General features: G+C 67.4%; 26 protein-coding genes, 1 tRNA gene and 2 pseudogenes. 15 read left to right on the top strand and 14 right to left on the bottom strand.

Annotated elements, in window-relative coordinates; genetic code table 11:
- The first annotated feature begins 286 nt into the window (after positions 1–286).
- Positions 287–1,144: an HAD-IB family hydrolase gene (locus tag A5699_RS12680; protein ID WP_197508277.1), complete on the top strand. Its 858-nt coding sequence runs from the start codon at positions 287–289 to the stop codon at positions 1,142–1,144.
- Positions 1,145–1,570: 426 nt separating this feature from the next.
- Here the strand turns inward: A5699_RS12680 and A5699_RS29570 are convergent, their stop codons facing one another.
- A complete protein-coding gene (locus A5699_RS29570; protein ID WP_067769743.1) occupies positions 1,571–2,317 on the bottom strand; it encodes an oxidoreductase in 747 nt (248 codons plus the stop codon).
- A gap of 121 nt (positions 2,318–2,438) precedes the next feature.
- On the opposite strand from A5699_RS29570, the gene acs reads away from it, so the two are divergent.
- A complete protein-coding gene (acs, locus tag A5699_RS12670; RefSeq protein WP_067769741.1) occupies positions 2,439–4,400 on the top strand; it encodes an acetate--CoA ligase in 1,962 nt (653 codons plus the stop codon).
- Positions 4,401–4,466: 66 nt separating this feature from the next.
- Here acs and A5699_RS12665 read toward each other — a convergent pair whose 3' ends face one another.
- Entirely contained in the window at positions 4,467–5,174 is a 708-nt protein-coding gene (locus A5699_RS12665) for a S1 family peptidase (protein WP_067769738.1), read from the bottom strand.
- A 114-nt stretch (positions 5,175–5,288) separates the two neighbouring features.
- Here A5699_RS12665 and A5699_RS12660 point away from each other — a divergent pair, with 114 nt between their 5' ends.
- Positions 5,289–5,795 (top strand): phage holin family protein, encoded by a 507-nt coding sequence (locus A5699_RS12660; RefSeq protein WP_067769775.1) that lies wholly within the window; start codon positions 5,289–5,291, stop codon positions 5,793–5,795.
- Positions 5,795–6,742 (top strand): alpha/beta fold hydrolase, encoded by a 948-nt coding sequence (locus A5699_RS12655; protein ID WP_067769737.1) that lies wholly within the window; start codon positions 5,795–5,797, stop codon positions 6,740–6,742. The genes A5699_RS12660 and A5699_RS12655 overlap by 1 nt, the downstream gene beginning before the upstream one ends.
- On the opposite strand, the gene marP is transcribed toward A5699_RS12655, so the two are convergent.
- Genes marP through nth form a run of 4 tightly spaced genes read right to left on the bottom strand, consistent with a single transcriptional unit; the run spans position 6,743 to position 10,069 of the window.
- Complete coding sequence (gene marP / locus A5699_RS12650) at positions 6,743–7,933, bottom strand: acid resistance serine protease MarP (RefSeq protein ID WP_067769734.1); 1,191 nt, start codon at positions 7,931–7,933, stop codon at positions 6,743–6,745.
- Positions 7,934–7,944: 11 nt separating this feature from the next.
- A complete protein-coding gene (locus A5699_RS12645; RefSeq protein WP_067769732.1) occupies positions 7,945–8,721 on the bottom strand; it encodes a CoA pyrophosphatase in 777 nt (258 codons plus the stop codon).
- 12 nt (positions 8,722–8,733) lie between these two features.
- Positions 8,734–9,381, bottom strand: a complete 648-nt coding sequence (locus A5699_RS12640; RefSeq protein ID WP_067769730.1) for a TlpA disulfide reductase family protein — start codon at positions 9,379–9,381, stop codon at positions 8,734–8,736.
- A 7-nt stretch (positions 9,382–9,388) separates the two neighbouring features.
- Positions 9,389–10,069 carry an endonuclease III gene (nth, locus tag A5699_RS12635; RefSeq protein ID WP_067769728.1) on the bottom strand — a complete coding sequence of 227 codons (681 nt, stop codon included), beginning with the start codon at positions 10,067–10,069 and terminating at the stop codon, positions 9,389–9,391.
- 189 nt (positions 10,070–10,258) lie between these two features.
- On the opposite strand from nth, the pseudogene A5699_RS30275 reads away from it, so the two are divergent.
- Together A5699_RS30275 and crp are read left to right on the top strand one after the other, a co-directional pair.
- Positions 10,259–10,357: pseudogene (locus A5699_RS30275) on the top strand (hypothetical protein); the annotation flags it as partial.
- Positions 10,358–10,573: 216 nt separating this feature from the next.
- The gene (gene crp, locus A5699_RS12625; RefSeq protein WP_003883807.1) at positions 10,574–11,248 is read left to right on the top strand and encodes a cAMP-activated global transcriptional regulator CRP; all 675 of its coding nucleotides are present in this window, start codon (positions 10,574–10,576) and stop codon (positions 11,246–11,248) included.
- On the opposite strand, the gene A5699_RS12620 is transcribed toward crp, so the two are convergent.
- From A5699_RS12620 to A5699_RS29100, 3 genes are all read right to left on the bottom strand, one after another.
- Positions 11,245–11,991 carry an MBL fold metallo-hydrolase gene (locus A5699_RS12620; protein ID WP_067769773.1) on the bottom strand — a complete coding sequence of 249 codons (747 nt, stop codon included), beginning with the start codon at positions 11,989–11,991 and terminating at the stop codon, positions 11,245–11,247. The two genes, crp and A5699_RS12620, sit on opposite strands and share 4 nt — an antisense overlap.
- 65 nt (positions 11,992–12,056) lie before the next feature.
- On the bottom strand, positions 12,057–12,512 hold the full coding sequence (locus A5699_RS12615; protein ID WP_067769724.1) for a RidA family protein: 456 nt from the start codon (positions 12,510–12,512) through the stop codon (positions 12,057–12,059).
- Positions 12,509–12,670 (bottom strand): DUF4177 domain-containing protein, encoded by a 162-nt coding sequence (locus A5699_RS29100; RefSeq protein ID WP_075908995.1) that lies wholly within the window; start codon positions 12,668–12,670, stop codon positions 12,509–12,511. Before A5699_RS29100 ends, A5699_RS12615 begins: the two co-directional genes overlap by 4 nt.
- A 45-nt stretch (positions 12,671–12,715) precedes the next feature.
- Here A5699_RS29100 and A5699_RS12610 point away from each other — a divergent pair, with 45 nt between their 5' ends.
- Both A5699_RS12610 and A5699_RS12605 read left to right on the top strand, forming a co-directional pair.
- Complete coding sequence (locus A5699_RS12610) at positions 12,716–13,747, top strand: ArsA family ATPase (RefSeq protein ID WP_197508276.1); 1,032 nt, start codon at positions 12,716–12,718, stop codon at positions 13,745–13,747.
- Positions 13,748–13,749: 2 nt separating this feature from the next.
- Positions 13,750–14,880, top strand: a complete 1,131-nt coding sequence (locus A5699_RS12605) for an ArsA family ATPase (protein ID WP_067769722.1) — start codon at positions 13,750–13,752, stop codon at positions 14,878–14,880.
- Positions 14,881–14,884: 4 nt separating this feature from the next.
- Here A5699_RS12605 and A5699_RS12600 read toward each other — a convergent pair whose 3' ends face one another.
- Complete coding sequence (locus A5699_RS12600) at positions 14,885–15,211, bottom strand: WhiB family transcriptional regulator (protein ID WP_067769721.1); 327 nt, start codon at positions 15,209–15,211, stop codon at positions 14,885–14,887.
- Between the two features lie 325 nt (positions 15,212–15,536).
- Between A5699_RS12600 and ponA2 the strand changes: the two genes are divergently transcribed.
- The 4 genes from ponA2 to A5699_RS12580 all read left to right on the top strand — a co-directional run bounded on the left by ponA2 (position 15,537) and on the right by A5699_RS12580 (position 20,500).
- On the top strand, positions 15,537–17,987 hold the full coding sequence (ponA2, locus tag A5699_RS12595) for a transglycosylase/D,D-transpeptidase PonA2 (RefSeq protein ID WP_067769720.1): 2,451 nt from the start codon (positions 15,537–15,539) through the stop codon (positions 17,985–17,987).
- Positions 17,988–18,013: 26 nt separating this feature from the next.
- A complete protein-coding gene (locus A5699_RS12590; protein ID WP_067769719.1) occupies positions 18,014–18,958 on the top strand; it encodes a metallophosphoesterase in 945 nt (314 codons plus the stop codon).
- 5 nt (positions 18,959–18,963) lie between these two features.
- Positions 18,964–20,061, top strand: coding sequence for a PLP-dependent cysteine synthase family protein (locus tag A5699_RS12585; RefSeq protein WP_067769717.1), 1,098 nt, complete (start codon positions 18,964–18,966; stop codon positions 20,059–20,061).
- Positions 20,062–20,426: 365 nt separating this feature from the next.
- Positions 20,427–20,500, top strand: a tRNA-Pro gene (locus tag A5699_RS12580).
- A 268-nt stretch (positions 20,501–20,768) separates the two neighbouring features.
- Here the strand turns inward: A5699_RS12580 and A5699_RS12575 are convergent.
- Positions 20,769–21,923, bottom strand: a complete 1,155-nt coding sequence (locus A5699_RS12575; RefSeq protein WP_067769715.1) for a serine/threonine-protein kinase — start codon at positions 21,921–21,923, stop codon at positions 20,769–20,771.
- 50 nt (positions 21,924–21,973) lie between these two features.
- Complete coding sequence (locus tag A5699_RS12570) at positions 21,974–23,365, bottom strand: aldehyde dehydrogenase (protein WP_231965699.1); 1,392 nt, start codon at positions 23,363–23,365, stop codon at positions 21,974–21,976.
- Positions 23,366–23,441: 76 nt separating this feature from the next.
- On the opposite strand from A5699_RS12570, the gene A5699_RS12565 reads away from it, so the two are divergent.
- Positions 23,442–24,239, top strand: coding sequence for an acyl-CoA thioesterase II (locus tag A5699_RS12565; RefSeq protein WP_067769713.1), 798 nt, complete (start codon positions 23,442–23,444; stop codon positions 24,237–24,239).
- A 42-nt stretch (positions 24,240–24,281) separates the two neighbouring features.
- Positions 24,282–24,944 (top strand): phosphodiesterase, encoded by a 663-nt coding sequence (locus A5699_RS12560; protein ID WP_067769711.1) that lies wholly within the window; start codon positions 24,282–24,284, stop codon positions 24,942–24,944.
- Between the two features lie 17 nt (positions 24,945–24,961).
- On the opposite strand, the gene A5699_RS29565 is transcribed toward A5699_RS12560, so the two are convergent.
- A complete protein-coding gene (locus A5699_RS29565; protein WP_197508274.1) occupies positions 24,962–25,099 on the bottom strand; it encodes a hypothetical protein in 138 nt (45 codons plus the stop codon).
- Between the two features lie 51 nt (positions 25,100–25,150).
- Here A5699_RS29565 and A5699_RS12555 point away from each other — a divergent pair.
- A pseudogene (locus tag A5699_RS12555) lies at positions 25,151–25,420 on the top strand (hemerythrin domain-containing protein); the annotation flags it as partial.
- A 69-nt stretch (positions 25,421–25,489) separates the two neighbouring features.
- Here A5699_RS12555 and A5699_RS12550 read toward each other — a convergent pair.
- The gene (locus A5699_RS12550) at positions 25,490–26,383 is read right to left on the bottom strand and encodes a manganese catalase family protein (RefSeq protein WP_067769709.1); all 894 of its coding nucleotides are present in this window, start codon (positions 26,381–26,383) and stop codon (positions 25,490–25,492) included.
- Between the last annotated feature and the right edge of the window lie 26 nt (positions 26,384–26,409).

Below are 26,409 nucleotides of genomic sequence, written 5' to 3'. Positions count from 1 at the left end.
GCGGCGGGGCCGGTGAGGATTCTTCCCCTGAAAAAGGGACGACCCCCGCCAGGGGGGGAGGAGGCGGAGGTCGTCGTGTATCAGCCCCGGGGGGTCGGGCTGATACACCCTCGGCATAAGCCGAGTAATGCTCACTATACACACGGAACTGCCAAAACACGCAAGGGACATCTGCGCGGGCTACCGACTGTCTCGCCGGGGCCGTCGCCCGCAAGAATGTGTCGTGAACTGCCATTTTGTGTTGCCGGCCAGATAGGGCGAGGCACCTGCCTCTATGCTTGCGCCTGTGACCGCAACCGATCGGGCTGCCGGGGAGTCGATCGCACAGCAATCCGCACCGCACGGTGACCGGCCGGTGCGCACCGCCGCCTTCTTCGACCTCGACAAAACCGTCATCGCCAAGTCCAGCACGCTGGCTTTCAGCAAACCTTTCTTCAATCAGGGCCTGCTGAACCGCCGCACCGTCCTCAAGTCCACCTACGCCCAGTTTCTGTTCCTGATGTCGGGTGCCGACCACGATCAGATGGACCGGATGCGCAGCTACATCACCAACATGTGCACGGGCTGGGATGTCGAGCAGGTCAAGTCGATCGTCGGCGAGACACTGCACGACATCGTGGACCCGTTGGTCTTCGCCGAGGCGGCGGAGCTGATCGCCGATCACAAGCTGTGCGGCCGCGATGTCGTCGTGGTGTCGGCCTCGGGCGAGGAGATCGTTGCCCCGATCGCCCGGGCCCTGGGCGCGACCCATGCGATGGCCACCCGCATGGTGGTCGAAGACGGGCGGTACACCGGCGAGATCGCGTTCTACTGCTACGGCGAAGGCAAAGTCGAGGCGATTCGCGCCCTGGCCGCCCGCGAGGGCTATGCGTTGGACCACTGCTACGCGTACTCGGACTCGATCACCGACATCCCGATGCTCGAAAGCGTCGGCCACCCCACGGCCGTCAACCCCGACCGGGGGTTGCGCAAAGAAGCCGCCGCCCGTGGGTGGCCGGTGTTGACCTTCAGCCGACCGGTATCGCTGCGCGATCGGATCCCGGCCCCGTCGGGGGCTGCGGTCGCCACGAGTGCCGCCGTCGGGATCAGCGCTCTGGCGGCCGGCGCGCTGACGTATTCACTGCTGCGCCGCTTCACTTCCTGACCTACCGCACGTAGTAGCTGAGGCCCTCGGCGTAACGATCAGAACTCGGCCCTGTTTCACCCTTGCTGTGACCGTGGTCACGTAGTACAAAGGAACCACGGAAGCTTGGATGAGGCCAAGGCTTAGCCGGAAGAGAAGGCTAAATCTCCCGAACCAGGCTCCCCAGCACGGGTCCCGGCACCCACGCGGAGCACATGCCGCGGAATAGGCAAAAGTGTTGCGGGCCTGCGTGATTGCGAGGAGCGGACGGCCACGACGGCTCTTTGGGTAGGGCCGCAGCCGAAGCGCATCGCAAGGACGCCGAGGCCACCCACGCAACCCACGTTGGCACGCTTGGTAACCGGTATCCGTGCTAGCGGGCGACGAGCCGAACATCGTTCGGACCGTCGCCCGCTTTCGTTTGCTGAGGCAGCTCCGTGCGGCGGGTCAGCCGGCCGCTGACTGGGCGATCTGCAACGCTTCTCGCGCGCCGCCCTTCAACGCCTCGCTACTGAACAGCAGCCACGCGGTCAACCCGTCGTGCGTGCCGGAGGCGAATCCCCGTGCGGCAGCCCGGTACTCCCCCGACTTGCGCATCCAATACACCTCCGGCACCCCGAGGCCGTGCGGATCCAACCCACTGGCGATCGTCACCAGACGCGACACCGCACGCGCCACCACCCCGTCGGCGGTACCGAATGGAGCCAGGCTGAGGAGTTCGCCGTGGGCGACCGCCGCCAACACCGGGGCTGGAACTTTGGAGCCGCCGGCCAGGATGTCGGTCAGCAGTTCGAGACGACGCCCGACGTCGGGATCGGTTCGTGGCCGGCCCAGATGCTCGTCGTCGGCGAGGTCGGCGGCGGCCAACGCGTGCAACCGGGCCAAGGCCTGCATCGGCGCGCGCTGCCACACTCCGACCAGCGCGGTGGCGCCCCCTTCGAGTGCTTCGGCCACCCGGATGGCGCCCGCGGTCACCGGATCGGGTTCACCGTCGGCGGACAGCTGCACCGCCCCGCCGTCGAGCACCGCCGACGCCCGCGCCGCACGCAGGGCCGCCTCGGCCGCGGTCTGCGGCCAGCCCCGCAGATTGAACTTGTGCCGATGCGCCCGGCCCAGGGCATCCCGCGCCTCGTCGCTGGCCGCGGAAACGCCGGGCAGGTCAACGAGCGGTGCGAGTGGATCGGTCACGGACATCAACGCTAGCCGACCGCTGAACCAGCGCTCGCCGACCGTTGGGCGCATGAGGACCGCCGCCCGGCAACCGTCTTGTGACGTCCCAACGCCTGTGCAACGTTTGGTGACTAGGCTCACATGCATGTCTAACCCGTCAGCGACCTCTACCGAAGTCCCGTCAGCCTATCCGCCGCCTGCTGAATTCGCGGCCAATGCCAACGCGACGGGCGAGTTGTACGCCGAGGCCGAGAAGGACCGGCTGGCGTTCTGGGCCGCTCAGGCCAACCGGCTGAGCTGGCAGACCCCGTTCACCGAGGTGCTGGACTGGTCGGAGGCGCCGTTCGCGAAGTGGTTCGTGGGCGGCAAACTCAACGTGGCCTACAACTGCGTCGACCGCCACGTCGAAGCAGGTAACGGCGACCGCGTCGCGATCCACTGGGAAGGTGAGCCCGTCGGCGACGCGCGCGACATCACCTACGCCCAACTCAAGGATGAGGTCTCCCGGGCTGCCAATGCCCTGACCGAGCTCGGCCTGACCGCCGGCGACCGGGTGGCCATCTACATGCCGATGGTGCCCGAGGCGATCGTGGCGATGTTGGCCTGCGCCCGCTTGGGTGCCATGCACAGTGTGGTGTTCGCCGGCTTCTCCGCCAGCGCACTGCGGGCCCGCGTCGAGGACGCCCAAGCCAAACTCGTCATCACCACCGACGGCCAGTACCGCCGCGGGCAGGCCGCCTCACTCAAGGCGGCCGTCGACGAAGCGGTCTTGGATCAGCCGTCGGTCGAGCATGTGTTGGTGGTGCGTCGCACCGGGATCGATGTCGACTGGACCGACGGTCGCGATCTGTGTTGGCACGAGACCGTCGAGAAGGCCTCCACCGAGCACACCCCGGAAGCGTTCGACGCCGAGCAGCCACTGTTCCTGCTCTACACCTCGGGCACCACCGGCAAGCCCAAGGGCATCGTGCACACCTCGGGCGGCTACCTCACCCAGTCGGCGTACACGCATTTCAACGTGTTCGACCTCAAACCCGAGAGCGACGTGTACTGGTGCACCGCCGACATCGGCTGGGTCACCGGGCACACCTACATCGTCTACGGCCCGCTGGCCAATGGCGCCACCCAGGTGGTCTACGAGGGCACCCCGACGTCACCGACCGAGCACCGCCACTTCGAGATCATCGAAAAGTACGGTGTCACAATCTATTACACCGCGCCCACGCTGATCCGCACGTTCATGAAGCTGGGCCGCCAGATCCCCGCCGCACATAACCTGTCCAGTCTGCGGCTGCTGGGTTCGGTGGGCGAACCGATCAACCCCGAGGCCTGGCGCTGGTACCGGGAAGTCATCGGCGCCAACAAGACTCCCGTCGTCGACACCTGGTGGCAGACCGAGACCGGGGCCATCATGATCTCCCCGCTGCCCGGTGTCACCGCGGCCAAGCCCGGTTCGGCGATGACGCCGCTGCCCGGTATCTCGGCCAAGATCGTCGACGACGACGGCAACGAACTGGTGCCCGGCGCCGACGAAGCCGAGCACGTCACCGGTTACCTGGTGCTGGATCAGCCGTGGCCGGCGATGCTGCGCGGTATCTGGGGTGACCCTCAGCGGTTCAAGGACACCTACTGGTCGCGCTTCGCCGAGCAGGGCTGGTACTTCGCCGGTGACGGCGCCCGCTACGACTCGGACGGCAACATCTGGGTGCTGGGTCGCATCGACGACGTCATGAACGTGTCCGGTCACCGAATCTCGACCGCCGAGGTGGAATCGGCCCTGGTCGGGCATTCCGGGGTGGCCGAGGCCGCCGTCGTCGGCGCATCCGATGACACCACCGGACAGGCGATCTGCGCATTCGTCATCCTCAAGGCCTCCGCGCACGGCGGGGCCGCGGACATGATCGACGAGCTGCGCGCCCAGGTGGCCACCGAAATTTCGCCGATCGCCAAACCGCGCGAGATCCACGTGGTGCCCGAGCTGCCCAAGACCCGCAGCGGCAAGATCATGCGCCGGTTGCTGCGCGATGTGGCCGAGGGCCGCGAGCTCGGTGACACCTCGACCCTGGTCGACCCCAGCGTGTTCGAGGCCATCCGCGCCAGCAAGTAACTCCGCCGAACAGACGCAAACCCGTACCTTTTCGCGTGAATCGGTACGGGTTTGCGTCTGTTCGCGCTAAGAAACGGGCACGAAACCCGTTCCCGGCCGGTTCTTGGCAGTGATGTCGGCCAGCTGGGTGTTGAACGACATCGTCACCGCGGGCGTGTGCAGCGGCACGAATTTCACCACGCAGGTGGGCAATTCCTCGGTGTAGGCGCCGTGGATCATGCCGACGAGCCGGTTGTTGACCGTCACCGGCGCGCCGGAATCGCCGGGCTGGCCGCACACCTGGTTGACGATGGTGCCGGGATCCTGACCCGGGCCCCACGTCACACCACACGAATAGCCCGTGGTGCGGCCGAGCTTGCAGGCAATCTCGCCGAACACCGGATCCGGCCCGAGACCGTCGATCTGGAAGCCGTTGACGTTGTTGGTCGGGGTGACCTTGGCGGGATCGAACTGGATCACCGCGTAATCGAGCAGATCGTTACCGGCGACCATCGTGCCGAGCACCCCGGCGCCGTCGGCACCTTCGGCCGACACCGTGGCACCCGGCCCACCGCAGTGCGCCGAGGTGAAACCGATGAGCCGACCCGCGTTGTCGTGCCCGATCGTGGTGAGCGTGCAGAACGACTCTCCGTTGACCACGATGCCCGAACCGCCGCCGAGCACCACCGGTGCATCGGCATGCGCTTGACCGGGGGGAAGGACCGACGTGAGGATCGCAGCCAGGGCGATGATCGATGCACCGATGAGCAACTGCCTGCGGTGTCCGCTCGTCAAGTGTCCTCCAATCGACGCGCCCGACCCGCGCAACTCAAGAATGGACCCAGTCTACTAACTCCGGGAGGTCAGCCGGGATCGTTAACGGGTTCGCCGCATGGCAACATGAACGCCATGAGCACAGGCGACCGCAGGGACGGCGTTCCGACGACGGTGACCTCGATTCCGCTCGTCGATCCGCACGCCCCCAAGCCGGACCCTTCGATCGGCGATCTCGTCAAGGACGCCACCGCGCAGGTCTCCACGCTGGTGCGCGCGGAGGTGGAGCTGGCCAAGGCCGAGATCACCCGCGACGTGAAGAAGGGCCTCACCGGCAGCGTGTTCTTCATCGCCGCGCTGGTGGTGTTGTTCTACTCGACCTTCTTTTTCTTCTTCTTCCTGGCCGAGCTGCTCGACACATGGCTGTGGCGCTGGGTGGCCTTCCTGATCGTGTTCGGCATCATGGTGGTGGTCACCGGGGCGATGGCCCTGTTCGGCTTCCTGAAGGTGCGACGGATCCGGGGTCCGCGACAGACCATCGAATCGGTCAAGGAGACGCGCGAGGCCCTGACTCCCGGGCACGACAAGAACGTCACGACGGCCGTTGCCATCAAGCCGGCCGCCGACCCGTCAGGCTGGTAATGCCTCCGCCCGACCCGTCGATCGTCCGGATCGAGGGGCCATGGCGGCATCTGCAGGTGCATGCCAATGGGATTCGGTTTCATCTGGTCGAGGGTGAAAACGAGGGTGAGCCTGCCGCTCCCGACCGCCCGCTGGTCATCTTGCTCCACGGATTCGGCTCGTTCTGGTGGTCGTGGCGTCATCAACTCACCGCCCTGACCGGCGCCCGGGTGGTCGCGGTCGACCTGCGTGGCTACGGCGACAGTGACAAGCCACCGCGCGGATACGACGGCTGGACGTTGGCCGGGGACACCGCGGGGCTGGTGCGGGCGCTCGGACACAAGACCGCGACGTTGGTCGGACATGCCGACGGCGGCCTGGTGTGTTGGGCGACGGCCGTGCTGCATCCGCGGGTGGTCAATGCGATCGCTTTGGTGAGTTCACCGCATCCGGTGGCGCTGCGAACCTCCACCCTGAGCCGCCGGGATCAGGGCCGCGCGTTGTTGCCGTCGATGCTGCGCTACCAGCTGCCGACGTGGCCGGAGCACACCCTGACCCGACACGACGGTGCGGCGCTGGAGCAGCTGGTCCGTAGCCGCGCCGGAGCCACATGGCAGACCACCACGGACTTCGCCGACACCATGGGTCACCTGCGTCAGGCCATCCAGATCCCGGGTGCCGCGCACTGCGCCCTGGAATACCAGCGGTGGGCGGTGCGCAGTCAGCTGCGTGGTGAGGGCCGGCGATTCATGCGGTCGATGAAGCGCCCGGTCGGTGTGCCGGTGTTGCACATGCGCGGCGACACCGACCCCTATGTCCTGCCCGACCCGGTGCATCGCACCCAGCACTACGCCCCGCACGGCCGATACGTATCGATCTCGGATGCCGGACATTTCGGCCATGAAGAGCAACCGGAGGCGGTCAACCGGCAGCTGAACCGGTTCCTGGCGGCGCTGCGGACCGGTTGATCAGGAGTTGATGCAGGTCCCGGTGTGCACCCGTTCGGTGTTGCCGATCTTGGCCAGCTGACGCTCGACCTCCTTGGCGGTCAGCACGAATCCGGTGTCGACGTCGTCGACGGCCGCGCCGAACACCACGCCGAGCACCTTGCCCGACCGGTTGATCATCGGGCCGCCCGAATTGCCTTGCCGCACCGTGCCCCTGACCGTGTACACCTCGCGGGTGACCGTGGTGGTCCGGTAGATATCGGGACCGTTGAGCTCGATGATCTCGCGGACGCGGGCCGGGGTCGCCAGGAAATCACCGCCACCGGGATAGCCCATCACCACGGCGTCGGTGCCTTTCGGGGCGGGCTGGTCGGCGAACTGCAGGGGTTGGATCGGCAGGTTGGGCACGTCCAGGATGGAAATGTCGGCGTTGGGGTCGTAGGACACGACGCCGGCGTCGTAGGTCTTGCCGTCGGCCTCGATCGTCACGCTGTCGGCACCGGCCACCACGTGGGCGTTGGACATCACCCGGTTGGGTGCGACGACGAATCCGCTGCCCTCCAACACCTTCTGGCAACTCGGCGCGACGCCGCGGATCTTGACCACGCTGGGCTGGGTCGTCGTCACCACCGGATCGGTGGCCAGCGCCGCGTCAGGAGCATCGACGTTGACGATGGGGGTACGCCCGAACGGTTCGAGCACATCGGGCAGACCGGAGGTGTCCAGCAGCGCCGACAACCGGTTGGGCACCGAGCGCAGCCAGTCCGGCGCCACCTTGTCAACCTCGGTCAGTACCCGCGAGTTCTTCACTGCCCCAGCCAGATTCGGCTGGTCCGACGAGGTCAGCAGGCTGCCCAGCAGCCAGGAGGCGACCAGGACCGCGACGAGCATCAGGCTCACCCCGACCACCGAGTCGAACGCGCGGAACAACCGGTTGCGGATCGTGCCGCGCACCGCCCGCCCCAGCACCACGCCGGCGATCTCCCCGATCACCACCAGCGCCAGGATCAAAAACAGCGTGGCGAACAGCTTGGTGCGGTCACCGCTGACGTGCGGGATGACGTGCGGGGCCAGCAGCACGCCTGCCACCGCACCGAGCACCACGCCGATGAAAGACAGCAGGGAGCCGAGCGCGCCCGAGCGCCAGCCGGAGATGGCGGCGACGAACCCGATGCCGAGGATGGCGAAATCGAGCCAGACCGAAGGTGTCATCTATATCCACTTCAACTTTGGGCTTCACCGTAACCGTTGTCATGCCCGACGAGGGCCATTGCCTCGTCGAGTCCGCGGACGTCCTCGGTGTTCCACGGCTTGGCCCAGCCTGCGACATCGAGGATCGCCGAGATGACCTGGCCGGTGAAACCCCACACCAGCATCTCGTTGAGGAGGAACGCGGGCCCGGCGAACCGGCTCGTGTTGGACTCCCGGTACACCATGAGCCGGTTTTCCGGATTGGTGAAGGCCCGCACCGGAACCCGCGCCACGACGGCCGTCTCGGATTCGTTCACCACGGCCACCGGCCCGGGATCTGGAGAATAGGCCAGCACCGGAACCACGTGGAATCCCGATGGCGGGATGAACATCTTCTCCAGGGTGGCCAGCGGGTAGAGCCGGCTGGTGTCGATGCCCGTCTCCTCGGTGGCCTCCCGGAAGGCGGTACCGATCGGGCCTTCGTCGCCGGGATCGGCGGCGCCGCCCGGGAATGCGGCCTGGCCGGCATGGTGACGCAACGTCGCGGCGCGGACAGTCACGAGCAGATCGGCGTCGTCGGGGAGAGTCGGGGGCGCGCCCTCGGGCGGGCCGGAGAACAGCACGAGCACCGCGGCATCGCGTCGGGCACCCGCCTGGGCTGCCTGGTTGTTGGCTTCGACGATGGAGGCCAGCACCTCTGGCGGCACCCGCCTGCGGTAGGCGTCGGGCACCCGGTCGAGGTTGTCCACGAGCGGTTTGAGCCAGGCCGGAGCGACATCCGGGAACAGCCCGTCGCGCGTCGATCTCACCGGCGGGTGCTCCTATCGGCTAGAGCGGATCAACTCATCGACCGCCGCCGCGATCTCGTCGGCGCTGACGAAGGAGCGGGGTAGGGTCCCGGCCACGCTACCGTCCGCACGCAAAACCACCGTCGCAGGCATGACGTTGGGTACCTTCAGTGCGGCCGCGACCAGGCGGCGGCCGTCCTGCAGCGTCGGCAGGTGCACCCCGAGTTCGGCCAACCGGATCAACGCCGCCGTCTCGTTCTCGTCCTGGTGCACGGTCACGACGAGGACGTCGTCGCCGACGCGGCGCTGATATTCGGCCATCGCAGGCAGTTCGTCGGCGCAGGGCCCGCACCAGTACGCCCACAGATTGAGCACCACCGTGCGCCCGGCCAGTGCCGCCGCCACGTCGACGGGTACGCCGTCACCTGCGCAGTCGAGGGTGATGCCGCGCAGCGCCTGCGGCCCGTCCCCCTCCCCTGGCCCGGGGCACGGCCGCAGGTCGGCGCGGGCCCGGGGACCGGCCAGCGCCTCGGGAGTATCGGCGTCGCGGTGGTCGCGGGCGGTGGACTGTCCCGCCCCGACCTGCGGCGCCGGCTCGTCACGCAGCTCCATCCAGAACGCGGTGCCGAGTGCCACCAGGACCACCAGAACCGCCACGGTCCATCTGGCCGATCTGCTCATCGGGCCGTCACAACCCGGCCAGCGCCAGCAGGTGCTCGGTCTCGGGACCTTTGACCAGCGCTGCCGCGGTTTCCGGGTCGGTGGGCCCGAGACCGAACGACGGGCAGTCCTTGGCCAGCACGCACACCCCGCAGGCGGGTTTGCGGGCATGGCAGACCCGACGGCCGTGGAAGATTACCCGGTGGCTGAGCAGGGTCCATTCTTTGCGCTCGATGAGCTCGCCGATCGCAAATTCGACCTTGACCGGGTCTTCCTCTGTGGTCCAGCGCCAGCGGCGGACCAGACGGCCGAAGTGCGTGTCGACGGTGATGCCGGGGATGTCGAAGGCATTGCCGAGGATGACGTTGGCGGTCTTGCGGCCCACCCCGGGCAGGGTCACCAGATCGTCGAGGTTGTCGGGCACCTGCCCGTCGAACCGTTCCACCAACTCCTGCCCCAGCCGGATCAGCGAGGTGGTCTTGTTGCGGTAGAAGCCCGTCGGCCGGATCAGCTCTTCCATTTCGGCGCGGTCGGCCTGGGCGTAGTCCAGCGCGGTGCGGTACTTCTTGAACAGGGCCGGAGTGGTCAGGTTGACCCGTTTGTCGGTGCTCTGCGCGCTCAGGATAGTCGCCACCGCGAGCTCCAGCGGATTGGTGAAATCCAGCTCGCAGTAGACATGCGGAAAGGCCCGGGCCAGTTCCCGATTCATCCGTCGGGCCCGACGGACCAGGCCCAGGTGCGTCTCGGTGTCCCACTTCCTGGACCGGCGCGTTTTCCCGGATGGGGCGGCAGCCGCAGTCACGCCAGCAAGCGTACTGACCACCTCGGACATTCCGTGCCGCGGACCGGTGACAATTCGTGACCCCGCTGAGACCTGCGGCGTGTTAACTACTGCCTTGTGTCGTGGTTGCTGGTGGCGCTCATCCCGGGCTTGCTCATGCTGGCGGCGTTCGGGCTCGACCGACTCGAATCAGGATTGGCGCGCGAACCATCGCCCGAGATCGCCGTGGCTCGCCCCAAACCGCTGACCTTCGGGCTCGAGAGTGAAGGTTTGCCGACGCGGTACTACGAGCCGGAGATCATCAATACCGGGTTTCCGGCGTCCCGACCTGTCAATCGTGTGTAGCGTGGGCTAGTCGCGAAACCGCGTACCTCTACACTGAGCAGGCAGTATCAGTAAGAGGACAACACACCCAATAGCTTAAGGGGCAACGTGGACGAGATCCTGGCGAGGGCCGGAATCTTCCAGGGAGTCGAACCGACCGCCGTTTCGGCGCTGACGAAGCAGTTGCAGCCCGTCGACTTCCCACGCGGGCATACGGTCTTCGCCGAAGGCGAGCCCGGCGACCGGCTGTACATCATCATCTCCGGCAAGGTGAAGATCGGCCGCCGTTCACCGGACGGCCGGGAAAACCTGCTGACCATCATGGGTCCGTCGGACATGTTCGGCGAGCTGTCGATCTTCGACCCGGGGCCCCGTACCTCGAGCGCGACCACCATCACCGAGGTGCGCGCGGTGTCGATGGACCGTGACGCGCTGCGCGCATGGATCGCCGACCGGCCCGAGATCGCCGAGCAGCTGCTGCGGGTGTTGGCCCGTCGCCTGCGTCGCACCAACAACAACCTGGCCGACCTGATCTTCACCGACGTTCCCGGCCGGGTGGCCAAGCAGCTGCTGCAGCTGGCCCAGCGGTTCGGCACCCAGGAGGGCGGGGCGCTGCGCGTGACCCACGACCTCACCCAGGAAGAGATCGCCCAGCTCGTCGGCGCGTCCCGCGAGACGGTCAACAAGGCCCTGGCCGATTTCGCCCACCGCGGCTGGATCCGACTCGAGGGCAAGAGCGTCCTGATCTCCGACAGCGAGCGTCTGGCACGCCGCGCCCGCTAAGCGCGCAGGTAGTCCAGTTGGGCTTGCACGCTCTTCTCGGCGGCGTCCCAGAGTTTCTGGTCGACGTCGGTGTAGACGTGCTCGACGACCTCACGGGCCGACGCCTCTTCACCGAGTTCCCTTAGTGCCGCACGTATCTGGTCCAATCGCTCCTCGCGATGGGCCAGGTACATCGTGGCCACCTCGTGCAGGTTCGGCAGATCGGGGCCGTGCCCGGGCAGCACCGGACGGGGACCCAGCCCCTGGAGCCGGTGCAGGGATTCCAGATAGTCACGCAAGCTGCCGTCTTCGGTGTCGATGACGGTGGTGCCACGGCCCAGCACGGTGTCCGCCGTCAGGACCGCGCCTTGCCCGCTGTCGTCGTCGAGCACGAAGGACAATGAGTCGACGGTGTGGCCAGGTGTGGCCATCACCTTGATGCGCAGGCCGGCCGCGTCGATCACCTCGCCGTCGGTCAACGGCCCGCCCATTCCGCGCAGGAAGCCGCTGCCCACGGAGCGCACGGTGGCGCCGGTGAGGTCGACGAGCTTGTCGATGCCGCCGGTGTGGTCCTCGTGCTTGTGACTGATCAGCACCAACGCGACGGTGCCCAACTCGGCGATGCGCGCGATGTGCGCCTCATCGTCGGGACCGGGGTCGACGATGACGATCTCGTCGCTGCCGTGGCCGCGCAACACCCAGGTGTTGGTGCCCTCCAGCGTCATCAGGCCGGGGTTGTCGCACAACAGTACGGAGGCCGACATCTTGTCTGTCTCGACGACCGGCCTCACCTGCCCGTAGGCAGGGTGCTGGAGATGCGACGCCGCTGTCACGCTGTTTCGACGATGATCTCGACCTCGACCGGCGCGTTGCGCGGCAACTCCGACACGCCCACGGCGGAACGGGCGTGGGCGCCCGCCTCGCCGAAGATCTCCCCGAAGAGCTCGGAGGCTCCGTTGACCACACCGGGCTGACCGTGGAAGCCGGCGGCCGAGGCGACGAAACCGACCACCTTGACGACCTTGACGACGGAGTCGATGCCGACGAGCGCGTGCACCGCGGCCAGGGCGTTGAGCCCGCAGACCCGGGCCAGCTCCTTGGCGTGCTCGGGGCTGACCTCGTCGCCGACCTTGCCGGTCGCCAAGAGCTCACCCGCCTGGATCGGCAGTTGACCGGCGGTGTAGACGAGATTGCCGGTGCGCACCGCGGGCACGTAGGCGGCCAGCGGGGCGACGACCTCGGGCAGTTCGATGCCGAGTTCGGCCAACCGCTGCGAGTTGGTCACTTCGGCCGCTTGAGGTAGGCGACGTGCTGCTCGCCCGTCGGGCCGGGAAGCACGGAGACCAGCTCCCAGCCGTCCTGCCCCCACTGGTCGAGAATCTGTTTGGTGGCGTGGGTCAACAACGGCACCGTGGCGTATTCCCACCGGGTTGGTTCGCTCATGCGGCTGAGCTTATCGGTCGGACAGCCGGGCTTGGTTAGCATGCAGTGGTGGCAACCACTGAGAGCGGCGCCAAACACGTCGGCTGGCCGTCGCGGCTGACCAAGGCCCGACTGCACTTCGTTTCCGGCAAGGGCGGCACCGGCAAGTCCACGGTGGCTGCGGCGTTGGCCCTGGCGCTGGCCGCCGGCGGCCGCAAGGTGCTTCTGGTCGAGGTCGAGGAACGGCAAGGCATCGCGCAGTTGTTCGACGTGCCGCCGCTGCCGTACGAGGAAGTCAAGGTCGCCACCGCCGACGGCGGCGGACAGGTCAACGCCCTCGCCATCGACATCGAGGCGGCGTTCCTGGAATACCTCGACATGTTCTACAACCTCGGGCTGGCCGGCCGTGCGATGCGCCGGATCGGCGCCATCGAATTCGCCACCACCATCGCGCCGGGCCTGCGGGACGTGTTGCTCACCGGCAAGATCAAAGAGATCGTGGTACGCACCCAGAACGACGCCAAGGCCAAGCGCGGCGTGTACGACGCAATCGTGGTGGATTCTCCTCCCACCGGCCGCATCCCGCGGTTCCTGGATGTCACCAAGGCGGTCTCGGACCTGGCCAAGGGCGGCCCCGTGCACTCGCAGGCCGAGGGCGTGGTCAAGATCCTGCATTCCGAGCAGACCGCCATCCATCTGGTCACCTTGCTGGAGGCATTACCGGTCCAGGAAACCCTGGAGGCGATCGAGGAACTCACCCAATTGGGTCTGCCGATCGGCAGCGTCATCGTCAACCGCAACATCCCCGCGCACCTTCCGGCCGAGGCGCTGGCCAAGGCCGCCGAGGGCGACATCGATGCCGACACGGTTCGCGCCGGATTGGACAAAGCCGGAATCACGTTGTCCGACAACGACTTTGCCGGCCTGCTGACGGAGTCCATCCAGCACGCGACCAGGATCGCCGCGCGCGCCGAGAGCGCCGAACTGCTCGACGCCATCGACATTCCCCGTCTCGAACTGCCCGCACTGGCCGACGGCGTCGACCTCGGCAGCCTCTACGAGCTCGCCGAAGCACTGGAACAGCAGGGGGTCCGATAACCATGAGTGCCCACCCACCGGCATTGGACATGCACACGATCCTGTCCGACACCGCCAACCGCGTCGTAGTCTGTTGCGGCGCAGGCGGAGTCGGCAAAACCACGACAGCCGCCGCGATGGCGCTGCGGGCCGCCGAATACGGGCGCACCGTCGTGGTGCTCACGATCGACCCGGCCCGTCGGCTGGCCCAGGCGTTGGGCATCAAGGATCTCGGCAACACCCCGCAGCGCGTCCCGCTGGCTCCGGAGGTCACCGGGGAACTGCACGCGATGATGCTCGACATGCGCCGCACGTTCGACGAGATGGTGGTGCAGTATTCGGATCCCGGCCGGGCCGACGCCATTCTGGAAAACCAGTTCTACCAAACCGTGGCGACCTCGCTGGCCGGCACGCAGGAGTACATGGCGATGGAGAAGCTCGGTCAGCTGCTGGCCGAGGACAAGTGGGATCTCGTGGTCGTGGACACCCCGCCGTCGCGCAACGCCCTGGACTTCCTCGATGCACCAAAACGGTTGGGCAGCTTCATGGACAGCCGGTTGTGGCGGCTGCTGCTGGCCCCGGGGCGTGGCATCGGCAAGCTCGTCACCGGCGCCGTCGGGCTGGCCATGAAAGCGTTGTCCACCGTGCTGGGGTCGCAGATGCTTTCCGACGCAGCAGGTTTCGTGCAAGCACTGGACGCCACGTTCGACGGTTTCCGGCAGAAGGCCGACAAGACCTACGAACTGCTCAAGCGTCGCGGCACCCAGTTCGTGGTGGTGTCGGCGGCCGAACCCGATGCGTTGCGTGAGGCCTCGTTCTTCGTCGACCGGCTGTCGAGCGAGCAGATGCCACTGGCCGGGCTGATCCTCAACCGCACTCATCCCACGCTGTGCGATCTGCACGCGGACAAGGCCGAGGAGGCTGCCGACGTGCTGGCGGCCGACGACCCGGAATCGCTGACGGCCGCAGTGCTACGCATTCACGCCGACCGGGCCCACACCGCCAAGCGCGAGGTCCGGCTGCTGTCGCGGTTCACCGGCGCCAACCCGCACGTGGCGATCGTCGGGGTTCCGTCACTGCCGTTCGATGTGTCCGACCTGGATGCGCTGCGGGCGATCGCCGACCAGATCACCGGGGTCGGCGCGTCCGCCTAGCGGGCTACACCGCGCTGCGGTGTTTGCGTTGGGCGGCGAAGAACTCGGCCCAGGAGTTGACCTCGGGATGCTGCTTGAGCAGGGCACGACGCTGACGTTCGGTCATCCCACCCCAGACCCCGAACTCGACGCGGTTGTCGAGCGCGTCGGCCCCGCATTCGAGGATCACGGGGCAGTGCCGGCAGATCACCGCGGCCTTGCGTTGGGCAGCACCACGGACGAACAACTCGTCCGGATCGGCCTGGCGGCATCGGGCCTGCGATACCCAGGCGATCCGGGCTTCACCCTCGCCGCGGTGGACCAGGTTGGCAGCGGGAGCGGAAGCGTTCATCTTGTCTGCGACAGTTCGTGTACCTGACACCAGCGATCCCTTCGTTCCAGCCATCTCCCCAGATGGCGGGCGTTGAACCTTCCGGTGTAGAACGCCCTTGCGATCTACGCCACACTGCGCCAGCGGGTGTTACCTGGATCGCACTGTGTGTCCAAGCTAGGTGGTCAGGCGGTATTTGTGCAACAGTTTGTGGCCGTCTTTTTTGGGACGGCCGTGCCGTCTAACCCGGCTCCTGGCGCGTCGGACCGTTTCCGCAGGCGAGCGGGATATGCCCGCGCCCCCGCTCGCGCACGGTGGCGGCGAGCAAGCTAGTTACTCTGTACGCATGCCGGAGCCGCCGACACGACCGCCCGCGCAACCACCTCAAGCGGTCACCGTCATCAAACTCGCCTGGTGCTGCTTGTTGGCCAGCGTGCTGGTGGCTGCGTTCATGTTCCCGGTGGTGGGCGGAATCGGCCTGATGTCCAACCGGGCTTCCGACGTGGTGGCCAACGGTTCGGCCGCGCTCGTCGAGGGTGAGGTTCCGCAGGTCTCGACGATGGTCGACGCCAAGGGCAACACCATCGCCTGGCTGTATTCCCAGCGCCGCTTCGAGGTGCCCAGCGATCAGATCGCCAACACCATGAAGCTGGCCCTGGTCTCGATCGAGGACAAACGGTTCGCCGAGCACAACGGGGTGGACTGGCAGGGCACGCTGACCGGGCTCACCGGTTATATGCGCGGCGATCTCGACACCCGTGGCGGTTCGACGATCGAGCAGCAGTACGTGAAGAACTATCAGTTGTTGGTGATCGCCCAGACCGACGCCGAGCGGCGCGCGGCAATCGAGACCACCCCGGCACGCAAGCTGCGGGAGATCCGGATGGCGCTCACCCTGGACAAGACCTTCACCAAACCCGAGATCCTGACCCGCTATCTCAACCTCGTCTCGTTCGGTAACGGCGCGTTCGGCATCCAGGACGCCGCGCAGACGTATTTCGGGATCAACGCCTCCGAGCTGAACTGGCAGCAGGCCGCCCTGCTGGCCGGCATGGTGCAGTCCACCAGCGCGTTGAATCCCTACACCAACCCCGACGGTGCCCTGGCCCGTCGGAACCTGGTGTTGGACACCATGATCGAGAACATTCCGCAGGAGGCCGAGGCGCTGCGGGCGGCCAAGCAGCAGCCACTGGGCGTCCTGCCGCAGCCCAACGAACTGCCCCGGGGCTGCATCGCCGCCGGTGACCGCGCCTTCTTCTGCGACTACGCGCTGGAGTACCTCGCCCGCGCCGGCCTGTCCAAAGAGCAGGTGGCCAAGGGCGGTTACCTGATCAAGACCACGCTCGACCCGGACGTGCAGGGGTCGGTGAAGTCGGCGATCGACAGCATCGCCCGTCCCGACATTCCCGGTATCGCCAGCGTGATGAGCGTGATCAAGCCGGGCAAGGAATCCCATCCGGTGCTGGCGATGGCGAGCAACCGCACCTACGGCCTGAACACCGACGCCGGCGAGACGATGCAGCCGCAGCCGTTCTCGCTCGTCGGCGACGGCGCCGGCTCGATCTTCAAGATCTTCACCACGGCCGCGGCCATGGACATGGGGATGGGCATCAACACCCAACTGCCCGTGCCCGGTTTCTTCCAGGCCAAAGGGCTGGGCAGCAGCGACACCCCGGGATGCCCGAAGGAAACCTGGTGCGTGAAGAACGCCGGCGGCTACCGCGGCTCGATGAGCGTCACCGACGCCCTGGCCACCTCGCCGAACACCGCGTTCGCCAAGTTGATCTCGCAGATCGGCGTGCAACGAACGGTGGACATGGCAGTCAAGCTGGGGCTGCGGTCCTACGCGCTGCCCGGCACCGCCCGCGACTACGACCCGGACAGCAACGAGAGCCTGGCCGACTTCGTCAAACGCCAGAACATCGGCTCGTTCACCCTGGGCCCGATCGAGGTCAACGCGCTCGAGCTGTCCAACGTGGCGGCCACCCTGGCCTCCGGCGGGACCTGGTGCCCGCCCAACCCCATCGCCCAGGTGTTGGACCGGCACGGTAACGAGGTGTCGGTGACCACCGAGACCTGTGATCAGGCGGTTCCCGAGGGTCTGGCCAACACCCTGGCCAACGCGATGAGCAAGGACGATCAGGCCGGCGGTACCGCGTCCGGATCGGCCGGTTCGGTGGGCTGGGATCTGCCGATGTCGGGCAAGACCGGCACCACCGAGGCGCACCGCTCGTCGGGCTTCCTCGGCTTCACCAACCAATACGCGGCGGCCAACTACATCTACGACGACTCCACCTCGCCCGGTGAACTGTGCTCGTTCCCGCTGCGTCAGTGCGGCAACGGTGACCTCTACGGCGGTAACGAGCCGGCCCGCACCTGGTTCACCGCGATGAAACCGATCGCCAACAGCTTCGGGCCGGTGGCGTTGCCTCCGACCGATCCGCGGTACGTCGACGGCGGCCCCGGTTCCGTGGTGCCGACCGTGATCGGGTTGGACGAGACCGCCGCCCGCCAGCGGCTCAAGGAGTCCGGTTTCCAGGTGGCCGACGGTGCCGCCTCGGTCAACAGCAGTTCGCGCTACGGCACCGTGGTCGGCACATCGCCCAGCGGACAGACGATTCCGGGCTCGATCATCACCATCCAGATCAGCAACGGCATTCCGCCGGCCCCGCCTCCACCGCCGATCGCGTTCCCGATGCCCGGCGGTCCGCCGCCGGAGATCGGCCAGACCGTGGTCGAGATCCCGGGGTTGCCCCCGATCACCGTGCCGGTGTTGGGACCGCCACCACCCCCGTGACACCCGGTTCGCAGTAGGCTGGCGACATGTCAGTAAAGAAGGCAGCTGCCGTCACCGCGGGTTCGCTGGTCGCCGGGATCGGCTACGCATCCCTCATCGAGCGCAATGCGTTTGTGCTGCGGGAAGCGACGATGCCGGTGCTGGCTCCGGGCTCCTCACCCCTGCGGGTGCTGCACCTGTCCGATCTGCACATGCGTCCCAATCAGCGACGCAAGCAGGCCTGGCTGCGCGATCTGGCTCGGCTCGAGCCCGATCTGGTAGTCAACACGGGTGACAATCTGGCGCACCCGAAGGCCGTGCCCGCCGTCGTGCAGTCGCTGAGCGAACTGATGTCGGTCCCGGGCCTGTTCGTGTTCGGCAGCAACGACTACTTCGCCCCGCGGCTGAAGAACCCGCTGAACTACATCACCAACCCGCAGCACCGGACACACGGTGAACCGCTGCCGTGGCAGGACCTGCGCGCGGCGTTCACCGAACGTGGCTGGCTGGACATGACCCACGTGCGGCGCGATGTCGAAGTCGCGGGGCTGCACATCTCGGTGGCCGGCGTCGACGATCCGCATCTCAAGCGCGACCGCTACGACACCATCGCCGGGCGGGCCAACGGCGCGGCGAACCTGACGCTGGGGCTCACCCACTCCCCCGAGCCTCGGGTGCTCGACCGTTTCGCCGAGGACGGCTACCAGCTGGTGCTGGCCGGCCACACCCACGGCGGGCAGCTGTGCCTGCCGTTCTACGGGGCGATCGTGACCAACTGCGAGCTGGACCGCTCGCGCGCCAAGGGCGCCTCGAAGTGGGGCTCGCACATGCAGCTGCACGTGTCGGCGGGCATCGGCACGTCGCCGTTTGCGCCGGTGCGGTTCTGCTGCCGGCCGGAGGCGACCCTGCTGACGCTCATCGCGGCGCCCACCGGTGGCGGTCACGTCGGGACCAGGGCGGGCCAGTCCTCGCCGACCGTTTCCGCGCGCTGACCCAGATGGCGTCCAGCGCCTCCCACACCCGGCCGCGCCACTGGGTGGACAACGCGGTGCGGCTCATCGAAGCCGACGCAAAACGCAGCGCCGACACCCACCTGTTGCGGTACCCGCTGCCCACGGCGTGGGCCGGCGACTCCGACGTCGCGCTCTATCTGAAAGACGAGTCCACCCACATCACCGGCAGCCTCAAGCACCGGCTGGCCCGCTCGCTGTTCCTCTACGGGCTGTGCAACGGGTGGATCGGCGAGAACACCACGATCATCGAGGCGTCCTCGGGGTCGACGGCGGTGTCCGAGGCCTATTTCGCGGCGCTGCTGGGGCTGCCGTTCATCGCGGTGGTGCCGGCCTCGACCAGCGGCTCGAAGATCGCCTTGATCGAAGCCCAAGGCGGCCGTTGCCATTTCGTCGCCGAATCCTCGCAGGTGTATGCCGAGGCGCAGCGGTTGGCCGAGGAGACCGGCGGGCACTATCTGGACCAGTTCACCAACGCCGAGCGGGCCACCGACTGGCGCGGCAACAACAACATCGCCGAGTCGATCTACGAGCAGATGCGGCTGGAACCGTACCCAGTGCCGGAGTGGATCGTGGTGGGGGCGGGTACCGGTGGCACCAGCGCGACGATCGGCCGCTACATCCGCTACCGCAGGCATGCCACCCAGTTGTGTGTCGTCGACCCCGAGAACTCGGCGTTCTTCCCCGGCTACGCGCAAGGCCGCGACGACGTCGTCACCGGCGCGTCGTCACGCATCGAAGGCATCGGCCGCCCGCGCGTGGAGCCGTCGTTCCTGCCCGGTGTGGTCGACCGGATGATCGCGGTGCCCGACTGCGGGTCTGTCGCGGCCGCGCATCACGCCAGCCGGGTCTTGGGCCGCCGGGTGGGGCCGTCGACGGGCACCAACCTGTGGGGCGCCTTCGGGCTGCTGGCAGAGATGATCGCGAACGGGCGCAGCGGGTCGGTAGTGACCCTGCTGGCCGACAGCGGCGACCGCTACTCGGACACCTACTTCGACGCAGACTGGCTCAGCGCCCAGGGGCTGGAATTGTCGGAGTCCACGGCGGTGCTCTCGGAGTTCGAGCGTTCCGGCAGCTGGTCGTGATCGGCCGTCAGGAACAGCCACAACGCTGCCAGGGCGAAAAAGCCCAGATAGACGGCGGCACCTAAAACGGTCATGACTTGATCAACGTCATGTGTGCCCCGGTTGCTTCCCGGGCGTGCGTTGACCCTCTGCGCCGTTTTCCACCCCAGGGTCGCGATCGGTCGGCTCCAACAACCCCCAGGTCGAGAACGGCGAAGCTTGTGGCTGCGTGCGTTGACCCTCTGCGCCGTTTTCCACACCAGGGTCGCGGTCGGTCGACTCCAACAACCCCCAGGTCGAAAACGGCGAACCCCCGGGTGGTGTGACGAAGACGTAGCCGTTTGGCTTTGGCGGTGCCCGGTGCGATAGGCTGTCGAAGCTTCACGCGGGGTGTGGCGCAGCTTGGTAGCGCGCTTCGTTCGGGACGAAGAGGTCGTGGGTTCGAATCCCGCCACCCCGACAGTGCAAGCAAGGCCCAGACCACAGTTTCCGGTCTGGGCCTTGCTCTTTAACGACCCCGAATCGGCCGCGCGTTGACCCCATGAAGCGGTGACAGCGGATCAGCTGCGCCAGATACCCACCAGAACCCGACAGACGTTCTGGCAGACCATGTCATCGGTCACATCGTCCCGCCGAATGAGGCCCCCCCGTTTTCGCGCCGCCGAAAAAATCCGGTGCCGCACACACGCAATTGCTCGAACGGGTGAGCTGACATCGCGGCAACGACGTCACTCATGCGGGCGGTTCTTCTTGTCGTGTCCCTTGCCGTGGCCGCGCCCCTTGCCGTTGCCGTGATCCCCAGCGTCCTCGGGCATGGTCGGTAGCACGGTCGGGATGCTCGTGGCCACCGGCACGGTCGGCTCAACAGGCTCAACAGGCGCCACAGGCCCAGCAGGGGCGACCGACGGAGTCCCCGGAGTGACGGGTGCCCGCTGAGGTGGCGGGTCGGCGATGAGCAGAACGGCACCGAGCATGACGGCAGCCATGACCGCGAGGGTCCCGAGCGCAAGGCGCAGCCTGGAGCGACGAGGCGGCAGCGGCGTGGGTAACACAAGGGTGGCAGGCCGCGGAGGCGACGCCCCTGAAAGCGCAGCCCGCATAGAAGCGGCATCGGGGAAGCGATAGGCCGGGTCCCGGGACATCGCGGATTCCAGCACGTGGGCCAGCGCCGGATCGACATCCGGGCGCACCATCAGCAGCGGCATCGCCGCCTCGTCGACAACCGCACGCATCGTGGCGATCGGGTTCCCCCGGTCAAAGGGTCGCCGCCCGGTCAGCGCCTCGTAGCCGAGCACTCCGAGCGCATACAGGTCGTCGGACACCGACGCCGGTTGGCCGGTGATCCGTTGCGGGCTCAGGTAATCCGGGGTGCCGAACACGATGCCGGCCTGGGTGTGGGCCGCGCCGACGGTCTTGGCGAGGCCGAAGTCAGAAAGCTTGGCGTTGCCGGTGGCGGAGATCAGGACGTTGCCCGGCTTGATGTCGCGATGCAGGATGCCGGCGCCGTGCGCGGCGGTCAACGCACCGAGCAGGTCGGCGAGCACCCAGCGCACCCGGTCACTCGTCAGCGGCCCGGCCGCGATCTCGTCGGCCAGGGTCGGCCCGGGCAACCGCTCCATCACGAGGAACGGGGTGCCGTGATGCTCCCCGGTGTCGTGCACGACGACGATGTTGGGGTGGTTCAGCGCCGCGGCGGCACGCGCCTCGTCTTCGAACCGGCGCCGCATCACCACATCGGCGGCCAGGCCCGGTTGGAGCAGTTTGATCGCCACCGGCCGCGACAGCCTGGTATCCCAGCCATCGCGCACCTCGGCCATGCCGCCGCGACCGAGAACGCCGCGTAATTCGTAGCGGTTGGCGAGGAGGTGATCGGCGCTCCCCATAGGGCGACTATCGCACACGCCCGCGTGTGAGCCGGGTTACCGCCGCTCGATCAGTCACCGGATTCCGGCGCCGACCAATGGACGACCTTCATCGCCGTCATCTCGTCGAGCAGTTCGGGGCCGAAACCGAAGCCGGATCCGCTGGCCCGTCGCGGCTCGGCTGCGCCGCCGGGCGCGCCGCCGAAGACATTGTTGATCTTCACGGTGCCGACCGGCAGGGCTCGCCAGGCTTCTTGAGCGTGGCTCATGTCGTTGGTGAGCACGGTGGCGGCCAGGCCGTACCGGTCGTCGGCGGCTTCGGTCAATGCGGTGGCGAAATCGGGCACCGCGCGTACCGGGGCGATCGGGCCGAACGTCTCCTCGCTCATCACGAGCATCTGTGGGGTGCATTCGGTCAACACCGTGGGCGGATAGAAACTGCCGGGCCCCTGCCTGGGCTCACCGCCGGCGCGCACCTGTGCGCCGCGATCGACCGCGTCGGTGACCTGGGCGTGGACTTGTTGGCAGTGCCGTTCGTCGACGAGGGGGCCGATCTTCTCGGCCCACTCCCCCGCCCGCGCGACGAGCGCGTCGATGAACGGCTCGGCCAGTGATTGGACGACGAAGATGCGCTCCACCGAGACGCAGATCTGCCCGGCGTTGGCGAAGGATCCGAGCGCGGCCTGCTCGGCCGCCCACTGTGGATCGACGTCGGCGTCGACGATCAACGCGTCATTGCCGCCGTTTTCCAGCAGGGCCTTGGCCCCGCGCTGCGCGCAGGCCAGTGTGATCTGCCGGCCGGTCGCGCTGCTGCCGACGTGCGCGACGACGTCGACCTGCGCCGAGGCCGCCAGCTGGGCGCCGACCTCACCGTCCCCGTCGACGATCTCCAGCACCCCGTCGGGCAGTTGAGTCGCCAGTAACTCGGCGAACCGCCGGCCGGTCTGCGGGCAACGCTCACTTGGCTTGTGCACCACGGTGTTTCCCGTCACCAAGGCCGCACCGAGTAGACCGGCAGCCACTGCCACCGGATCGTTCCACGGCGTCAGCACCGCCACCACACCACGCGGCTGGGGAACCATCAGGTCGGTGGCCGACCAACCGCCCTGCAGGGTCGAACCGCGGTGCAGCGGGCCGAGTTCGGCGTACTGCCGCAGCGTGCCCACCCCGGCCTGTACGCCACCGAGGGAATCGGCAGCGGTCTTGCCGGTCTCACGTTCGTTGAGCGTGGCGAGTTCGTCGGCCGCCGCCCGAACCACCTCCGCGGCGGTGGCCACCGCGGCGGCCCGGTCCGCCGGCGCTGTCCTGGCCCATTCCGAGCGGGCTTTCGCGGCACGGCTGACCGCCCGGTCGACGGCGGCGGGTTCGGTGACGGAAACGCGGCTCACGACCTCGCCGGTGTGTGGATCGCGGACGGTGATGCGGTCGCTCGACGTCCTCGTTATCCTCAATGTCGAAGTCACGGTCTGGGGCGTACCCGTTGGCAGCGGTTCCAATCCCACCCGATCCGCCCAACCAAGCGGTTGATAGCGTCGCCGGATGGCCGCGTTGAGCTGGATCGCCCAACTGTTGCAGTTTGACCGCGACGGCGACGACTTCTGTATCCGCGAACCGCGTCGGGGCGCGGTCGAGCGGCTGTTCGGCGGCCTGATCGCGGCGCAGTCTCTGGCCGCGGCCGGCGCCACCATCGACGACGGCAAGTTGCCCCAGTCGCTGCACACCTACTTCGTCCGCGGCGGGCGCTACGACGCCGACGTCGAGTTCCACGTCGACCGCACCCGCGACGGACGCGCGTTCGCCACCCGCCATGTGACCGCCAGCCAGGACGGGGCGGTCATCCTGGAGATGATGGTCTCGTTCCACCAACCCGAGCCCGGGTTGGATTGGTATCCCGATGCTCCGCCCACCCTGGAGCTGGACGCGGCCGTCCCCAAATCCGAGGTGATGGATTTCGGTGACAAGTTCGACCTGCGCACCATGCCCGCCGACGACTCCGAATTCGCGGTCTCCCCGTTCTGGATCCGCACCCAGCAGGAGATCGAAGACGACCCGCTGATCCGGGCCTGCACTCTGACCTTTCTGTCCGACCTCGGGCCGGTGCCCTCGGCGCTGCCGCCGACCGTCACCCTGCGGGCCGATCTCGGATTCGCCGCCAGCCTGGATCACTCGATCTGGTTTCACCGACCGTTTCGGCCGCATCACTGGCACCGCTACGAATTGCGGCCGGCCAACCACAACGATTCCCGCGGGCTGGCCCGCGGCTCGCTCTACGACGAGGCGGGCACGCTGATCGCCAGTGTCAACCAGGAAGCGCTCTGGCGAATCGCCCAGGATTAGCCCGCACGTTTGCAACACCGTCACGGCGGGCAGTCGGTGGCAATGAAGATCTCCGATGTCGCAGCCTGGCCAGTCGAGTTCGGCGCCGCGGTGCGGCACCGGCGCCTGTTCCACCCGACCGGTGTCCTGGCACGGGGCTCGCTCAACCGGACCGCGCCCGACGGCAGAGGCCTGCCGCTGTATTCGTGCGACGTCATCGGGCGGCTGTCGAAAGGAGTGGGGACACCGGATTCGGTGCCCGACATCGCCGGCCTGGCCTGGCGCATGCCACCGCAGCTGACGGGCACACCGTGGGATGTGCTGCTGGCTTCCACGTTGGGCGGCAACCGTTTCCTGTTGTGGCCGGCCAACTCCTGGTCGGGCATCACGTTCTCCAGCGTGATGCCGCTGCGGTACGAGGGCAAGGTGTGGTGGCTGCGGGCCAAGCTGCGTACCGAGTTCGACGGCGCCGGGCTGTGCCTGGACAGCGTGAGCAGCCAGTTGGAACGCGGCGGCATGGAGTTCGACATCGAACAGTGCGCCGCCAGCGGAGAATTCGAGCCCCTGGCGCGGCTGTCACTTCGTCAGAAGCTGCCGCACGACCGTGACGTCGCGTTCGACCCGGTACTGCACCGCGCGGCCGGGGTCACCCTCGTCCCCGATTGGCTGGCCGACGTCCGTCGCGTCGCCTACCGCAAGAGCCGGATCGGGCGGGACGCCGAGTAACGACGCGGACCGGCGACTCAGTCGGGAGGCTCCTGCGTGTTGTGTTTGGTGCTCTGGACGTCCGGGGTGTCCTCCGGAACCTCTTTCGTCCGATCGGGCTTGTCACCGCTGTTGTCACGGTGCTCTTCGTCGTAGATCCCCTTACCCGTTGGCATGTGCCTTCACATACCCGTCGGCGCGCGTTTCAACCCCACCCCGCGCGCGTCGTGAAAGTGGGCCGCGAGCACATCGCGTTCGAGGAGGAGGAGGTGGTGTGGCCGAAATTCGAGGCCGCCGTCGATGCCGAGGAACGCGAGAAACTCGGCGCCAAGCTCGAGCAGGCCAAGAAGATCGCGCGCACCCGGCCGCACCCGGACACCCCGTCGAACTCAACAGTCCAGAAGACGATGGGCGCCGCGGCCGCGATGATGGACCACGTCCGAGACGCCGCGACCGGCCGGGACGAGGACAACCCACCAGACCCCCAGGTCCACTGACATCCCCGAACCATCGCTGACGGCCGACGCCCCCTGGAGCGTCGGCCGTCAATTGTAGAATTCGTCGAATTACAAAGCAGCAGAATGCTGTTCGTGGGTGAACGGCTTTTTGCTGTCCACGGCGGGGCTGCCCTCGGGATTCTTCTTCGCCCCCTGGTTCTGGCGCAGCTTGCCGCCGAGCCACTCTTCCTGCGGCTTGTTGACATACTTCCACTTCATACCCTCGGGCCACGGTCCCTGGCCCTGGTTCCACGGACCGCGCGCATCGCCGGTGCCGTTGGACATGTTGAACGCGACGTTCTGGAACCGGTCGTCGCCCGGCAGTTGCCCTGGCGGGAAGTTCACCGGCAGTTCGTTGAGCGCCGCGGTGAACTGCTGGAAGTGGGCGACTTCGCGGGTCATCAGGAAGGTCAGGGTGTCCTGTACGCCCGGATCGTCGGTGAATTGCTTGAGGTACTCGTAGACGATCTTGGCCCGAGACTCGGCGGCCAGGTTGCTGCGCAAATCCACCGACGGATCGCCGTTGGAGTTGACGTAGGAGCCGCTCCACGGCACGCCCGCCGAATCCTTCATATCGGGCCCGCCACCGGTCAACGCGAAGTACAGCGGGTTGACGGCGACGCTGTGGATTATCTGATCCCGGCCGTCGGCGTTGCGCACCGCGGGCATCCAGTCACATCGCTCGTTGGCGATCTTCAGGTCGTCGTTGAGCCCGTCGAGCAGCATCGTGATCATCGAGCCGACCATCTCCAGGTGGGACAGCTCCTCGGTGGCGATGTCCATGAAGAGGTCGTACATCTTGGGGCTCTTCTCCCGTAGCACGAACGCCTGCGTGAAGTACTGCATGGCGGCCTTCAATTCGCCGTTCGCACCGCCGAATTGCTCCTGCAGCAGGCTGGCGAAGCGTGGGTCGGGCTCGGTGACCCGAACCTCGAACTGCAGATCCTTGTTGTGAACGAACATCCCGGGTACCTCCAAGGGCTGAGTAA

It is taken from the genome of Mycobacterium sp. E802, assembly GCF_001666875.1.
Classification (GTDB): domain Bacteria; phylum Actinomycetota; class Actinomycetes; order Mycobacteriales; family Mycobacteriaceae; genus Mycobacterium.
The sequence above is the reverse complement of the archived record's forward strand: the minus strand, read 5'-3'. Positions and strand labels throughout refer to the sequence as shown.

What these genes read in the sequence shown, in the direction of transcription:
- A5699_RS12655 (WP_067769737.1), top strand. Translation starts at nt 5,795, where the DNA reads ATGCCTCCGCCCGACCCGTCGATCGTCCGGATCGAGGGGCCATGGCGG.
- A5699_RS12605 (WP_067769722.1), top strand. Translation starts at nt 13,750, where the DNA reads ATGAGTGCCCACCCACCGGCATTGGACATGCACACGATCCTGTCCGAC.
- A5699_RS29565 (WP_197508274.1), bottom strand. Translation starts at nt 25,099, where the DNA reads ATGCCAACGGGTAAGGGGATCTACGACGAAGAGCACCGTGACAACAGC.
- A5699_RS12660 (WP_067769775.1), top strand. Translation starts at nt 5,289, where the DNA reads ATGAGCACAGGCGACCGCAGGGACGGCGTTCCGACGACGGTGACCTCG.
- A5699_RS12600 (WP_067769721.1), bottom strand. Translation starts at nt 15,211, where the DNA reads ATGAACGCTTCCGCTCCCGCTGCCAACCTGGTCCACCGCGGCGAGGGT.
- nth (WP_067769728.1), bottom strand. Translation starts at nt 10,069, where the DNA reads ATGAATCGGGAACTGGCCCGGGCCTTTCCGCATGTCTACTGCGAGCTG.
- A5699_RS29100 (WP_075908995.1), bottom strand. Translation starts at nt 12,670, where the DNA reads ATGAGCGAACCAACCCGGTGGGAATACGCCACGGTGCCGTTGTTGACC.
- A5699_RS12550 (WP_067769709.1), bottom strand. Translation starts at nt 26,383, where the DNA reads ATGTTCGTTCACAACAAGGATCTGCAGTTCGAGGTTCGGGTCACCGAG.
- A5699_RS12590 (WP_067769719.1), top strand. Translation starts at nt 18,014, where the DNA reads ATGTCAGTAAAGAAGGCAGCTGCCGTCACCGCGGGTTCGCTGGTCGCC.
- A5699_RS12620 (WP_067769773.1), bottom strand. Translation starts at nt 11,991, where the DNA reads ATGTCGGCCTCCGTACTGTTGTGCGACAACCCCGGCCTGATGACGCTG.
- A5699_RS12560 (WP_067769711.1), top strand. Translation starts at nt 24,282, where the DNA reads ATGAAGATCTCCGATGTCGCAGCCTGGCCAGTCGAGTTCGGCGCCGCG.
- acs (WP_067769741.1), top strand. Translation starts at nt 2,439, where the DNA reads ATGTCTAACCCGTCAGCGACCTCTACCGAAGTCCCGTCAGCCTATCCG.
- A5699_RS29570 (WP_067769743.1), bottom strand. Translation starts at nt 2,317, where the DNA reads ATGTCCGTGACCGATCCACTCGCACCGCTCGTTGACCTGCCCGGCGTT.
- marP (WP_067769734.1), bottom strand. Translation starts at nt 7,933, where the DNA reads ATGACACCTTCGGTCTGGCTCGATTTCGCCATCCTCGGCATCGGGTTC.
- A5699_RS12565 (WP_067769713.1), top strand. Translation starts at nt 23,442, where the DNA reads ATGGCCGCGTTGAGCTGGATCGCCCAACTGTTGCAGTTTGACCGCGAC.
- A5699_RS12575 (WP_067769715.1), bottom strand. Translation starts at nt 21,923, where the DNA reads ATGGGGAGCGCCGATCACCTCCTCGCCAACCGCTACGAATTACGCGGC.
- A5699_RS12640 (WP_067769730.1), bottom strand. Translation starts at nt 9,381, where the DNA reads ATGAGCAGATCGGCCAGATGGACCGTGGCGGTTCTGGTGGTCCTGGTG.
- A5699_RS12585 (WP_067769717.1), top strand. Translation starts at nt 18,964, where the DNA reads ATGGCGTCCAGCGCCTCCCACACCCGGCCGCGCCACTGGGTGGACAAC.
- ponA2 (WP_067769720.1), top strand. Translation starts at nt 15,537, where the DNA reads ATGCCGGAGCCGCCGACACGACCGCCCGCGCAACCACCTCAAGCGGTC.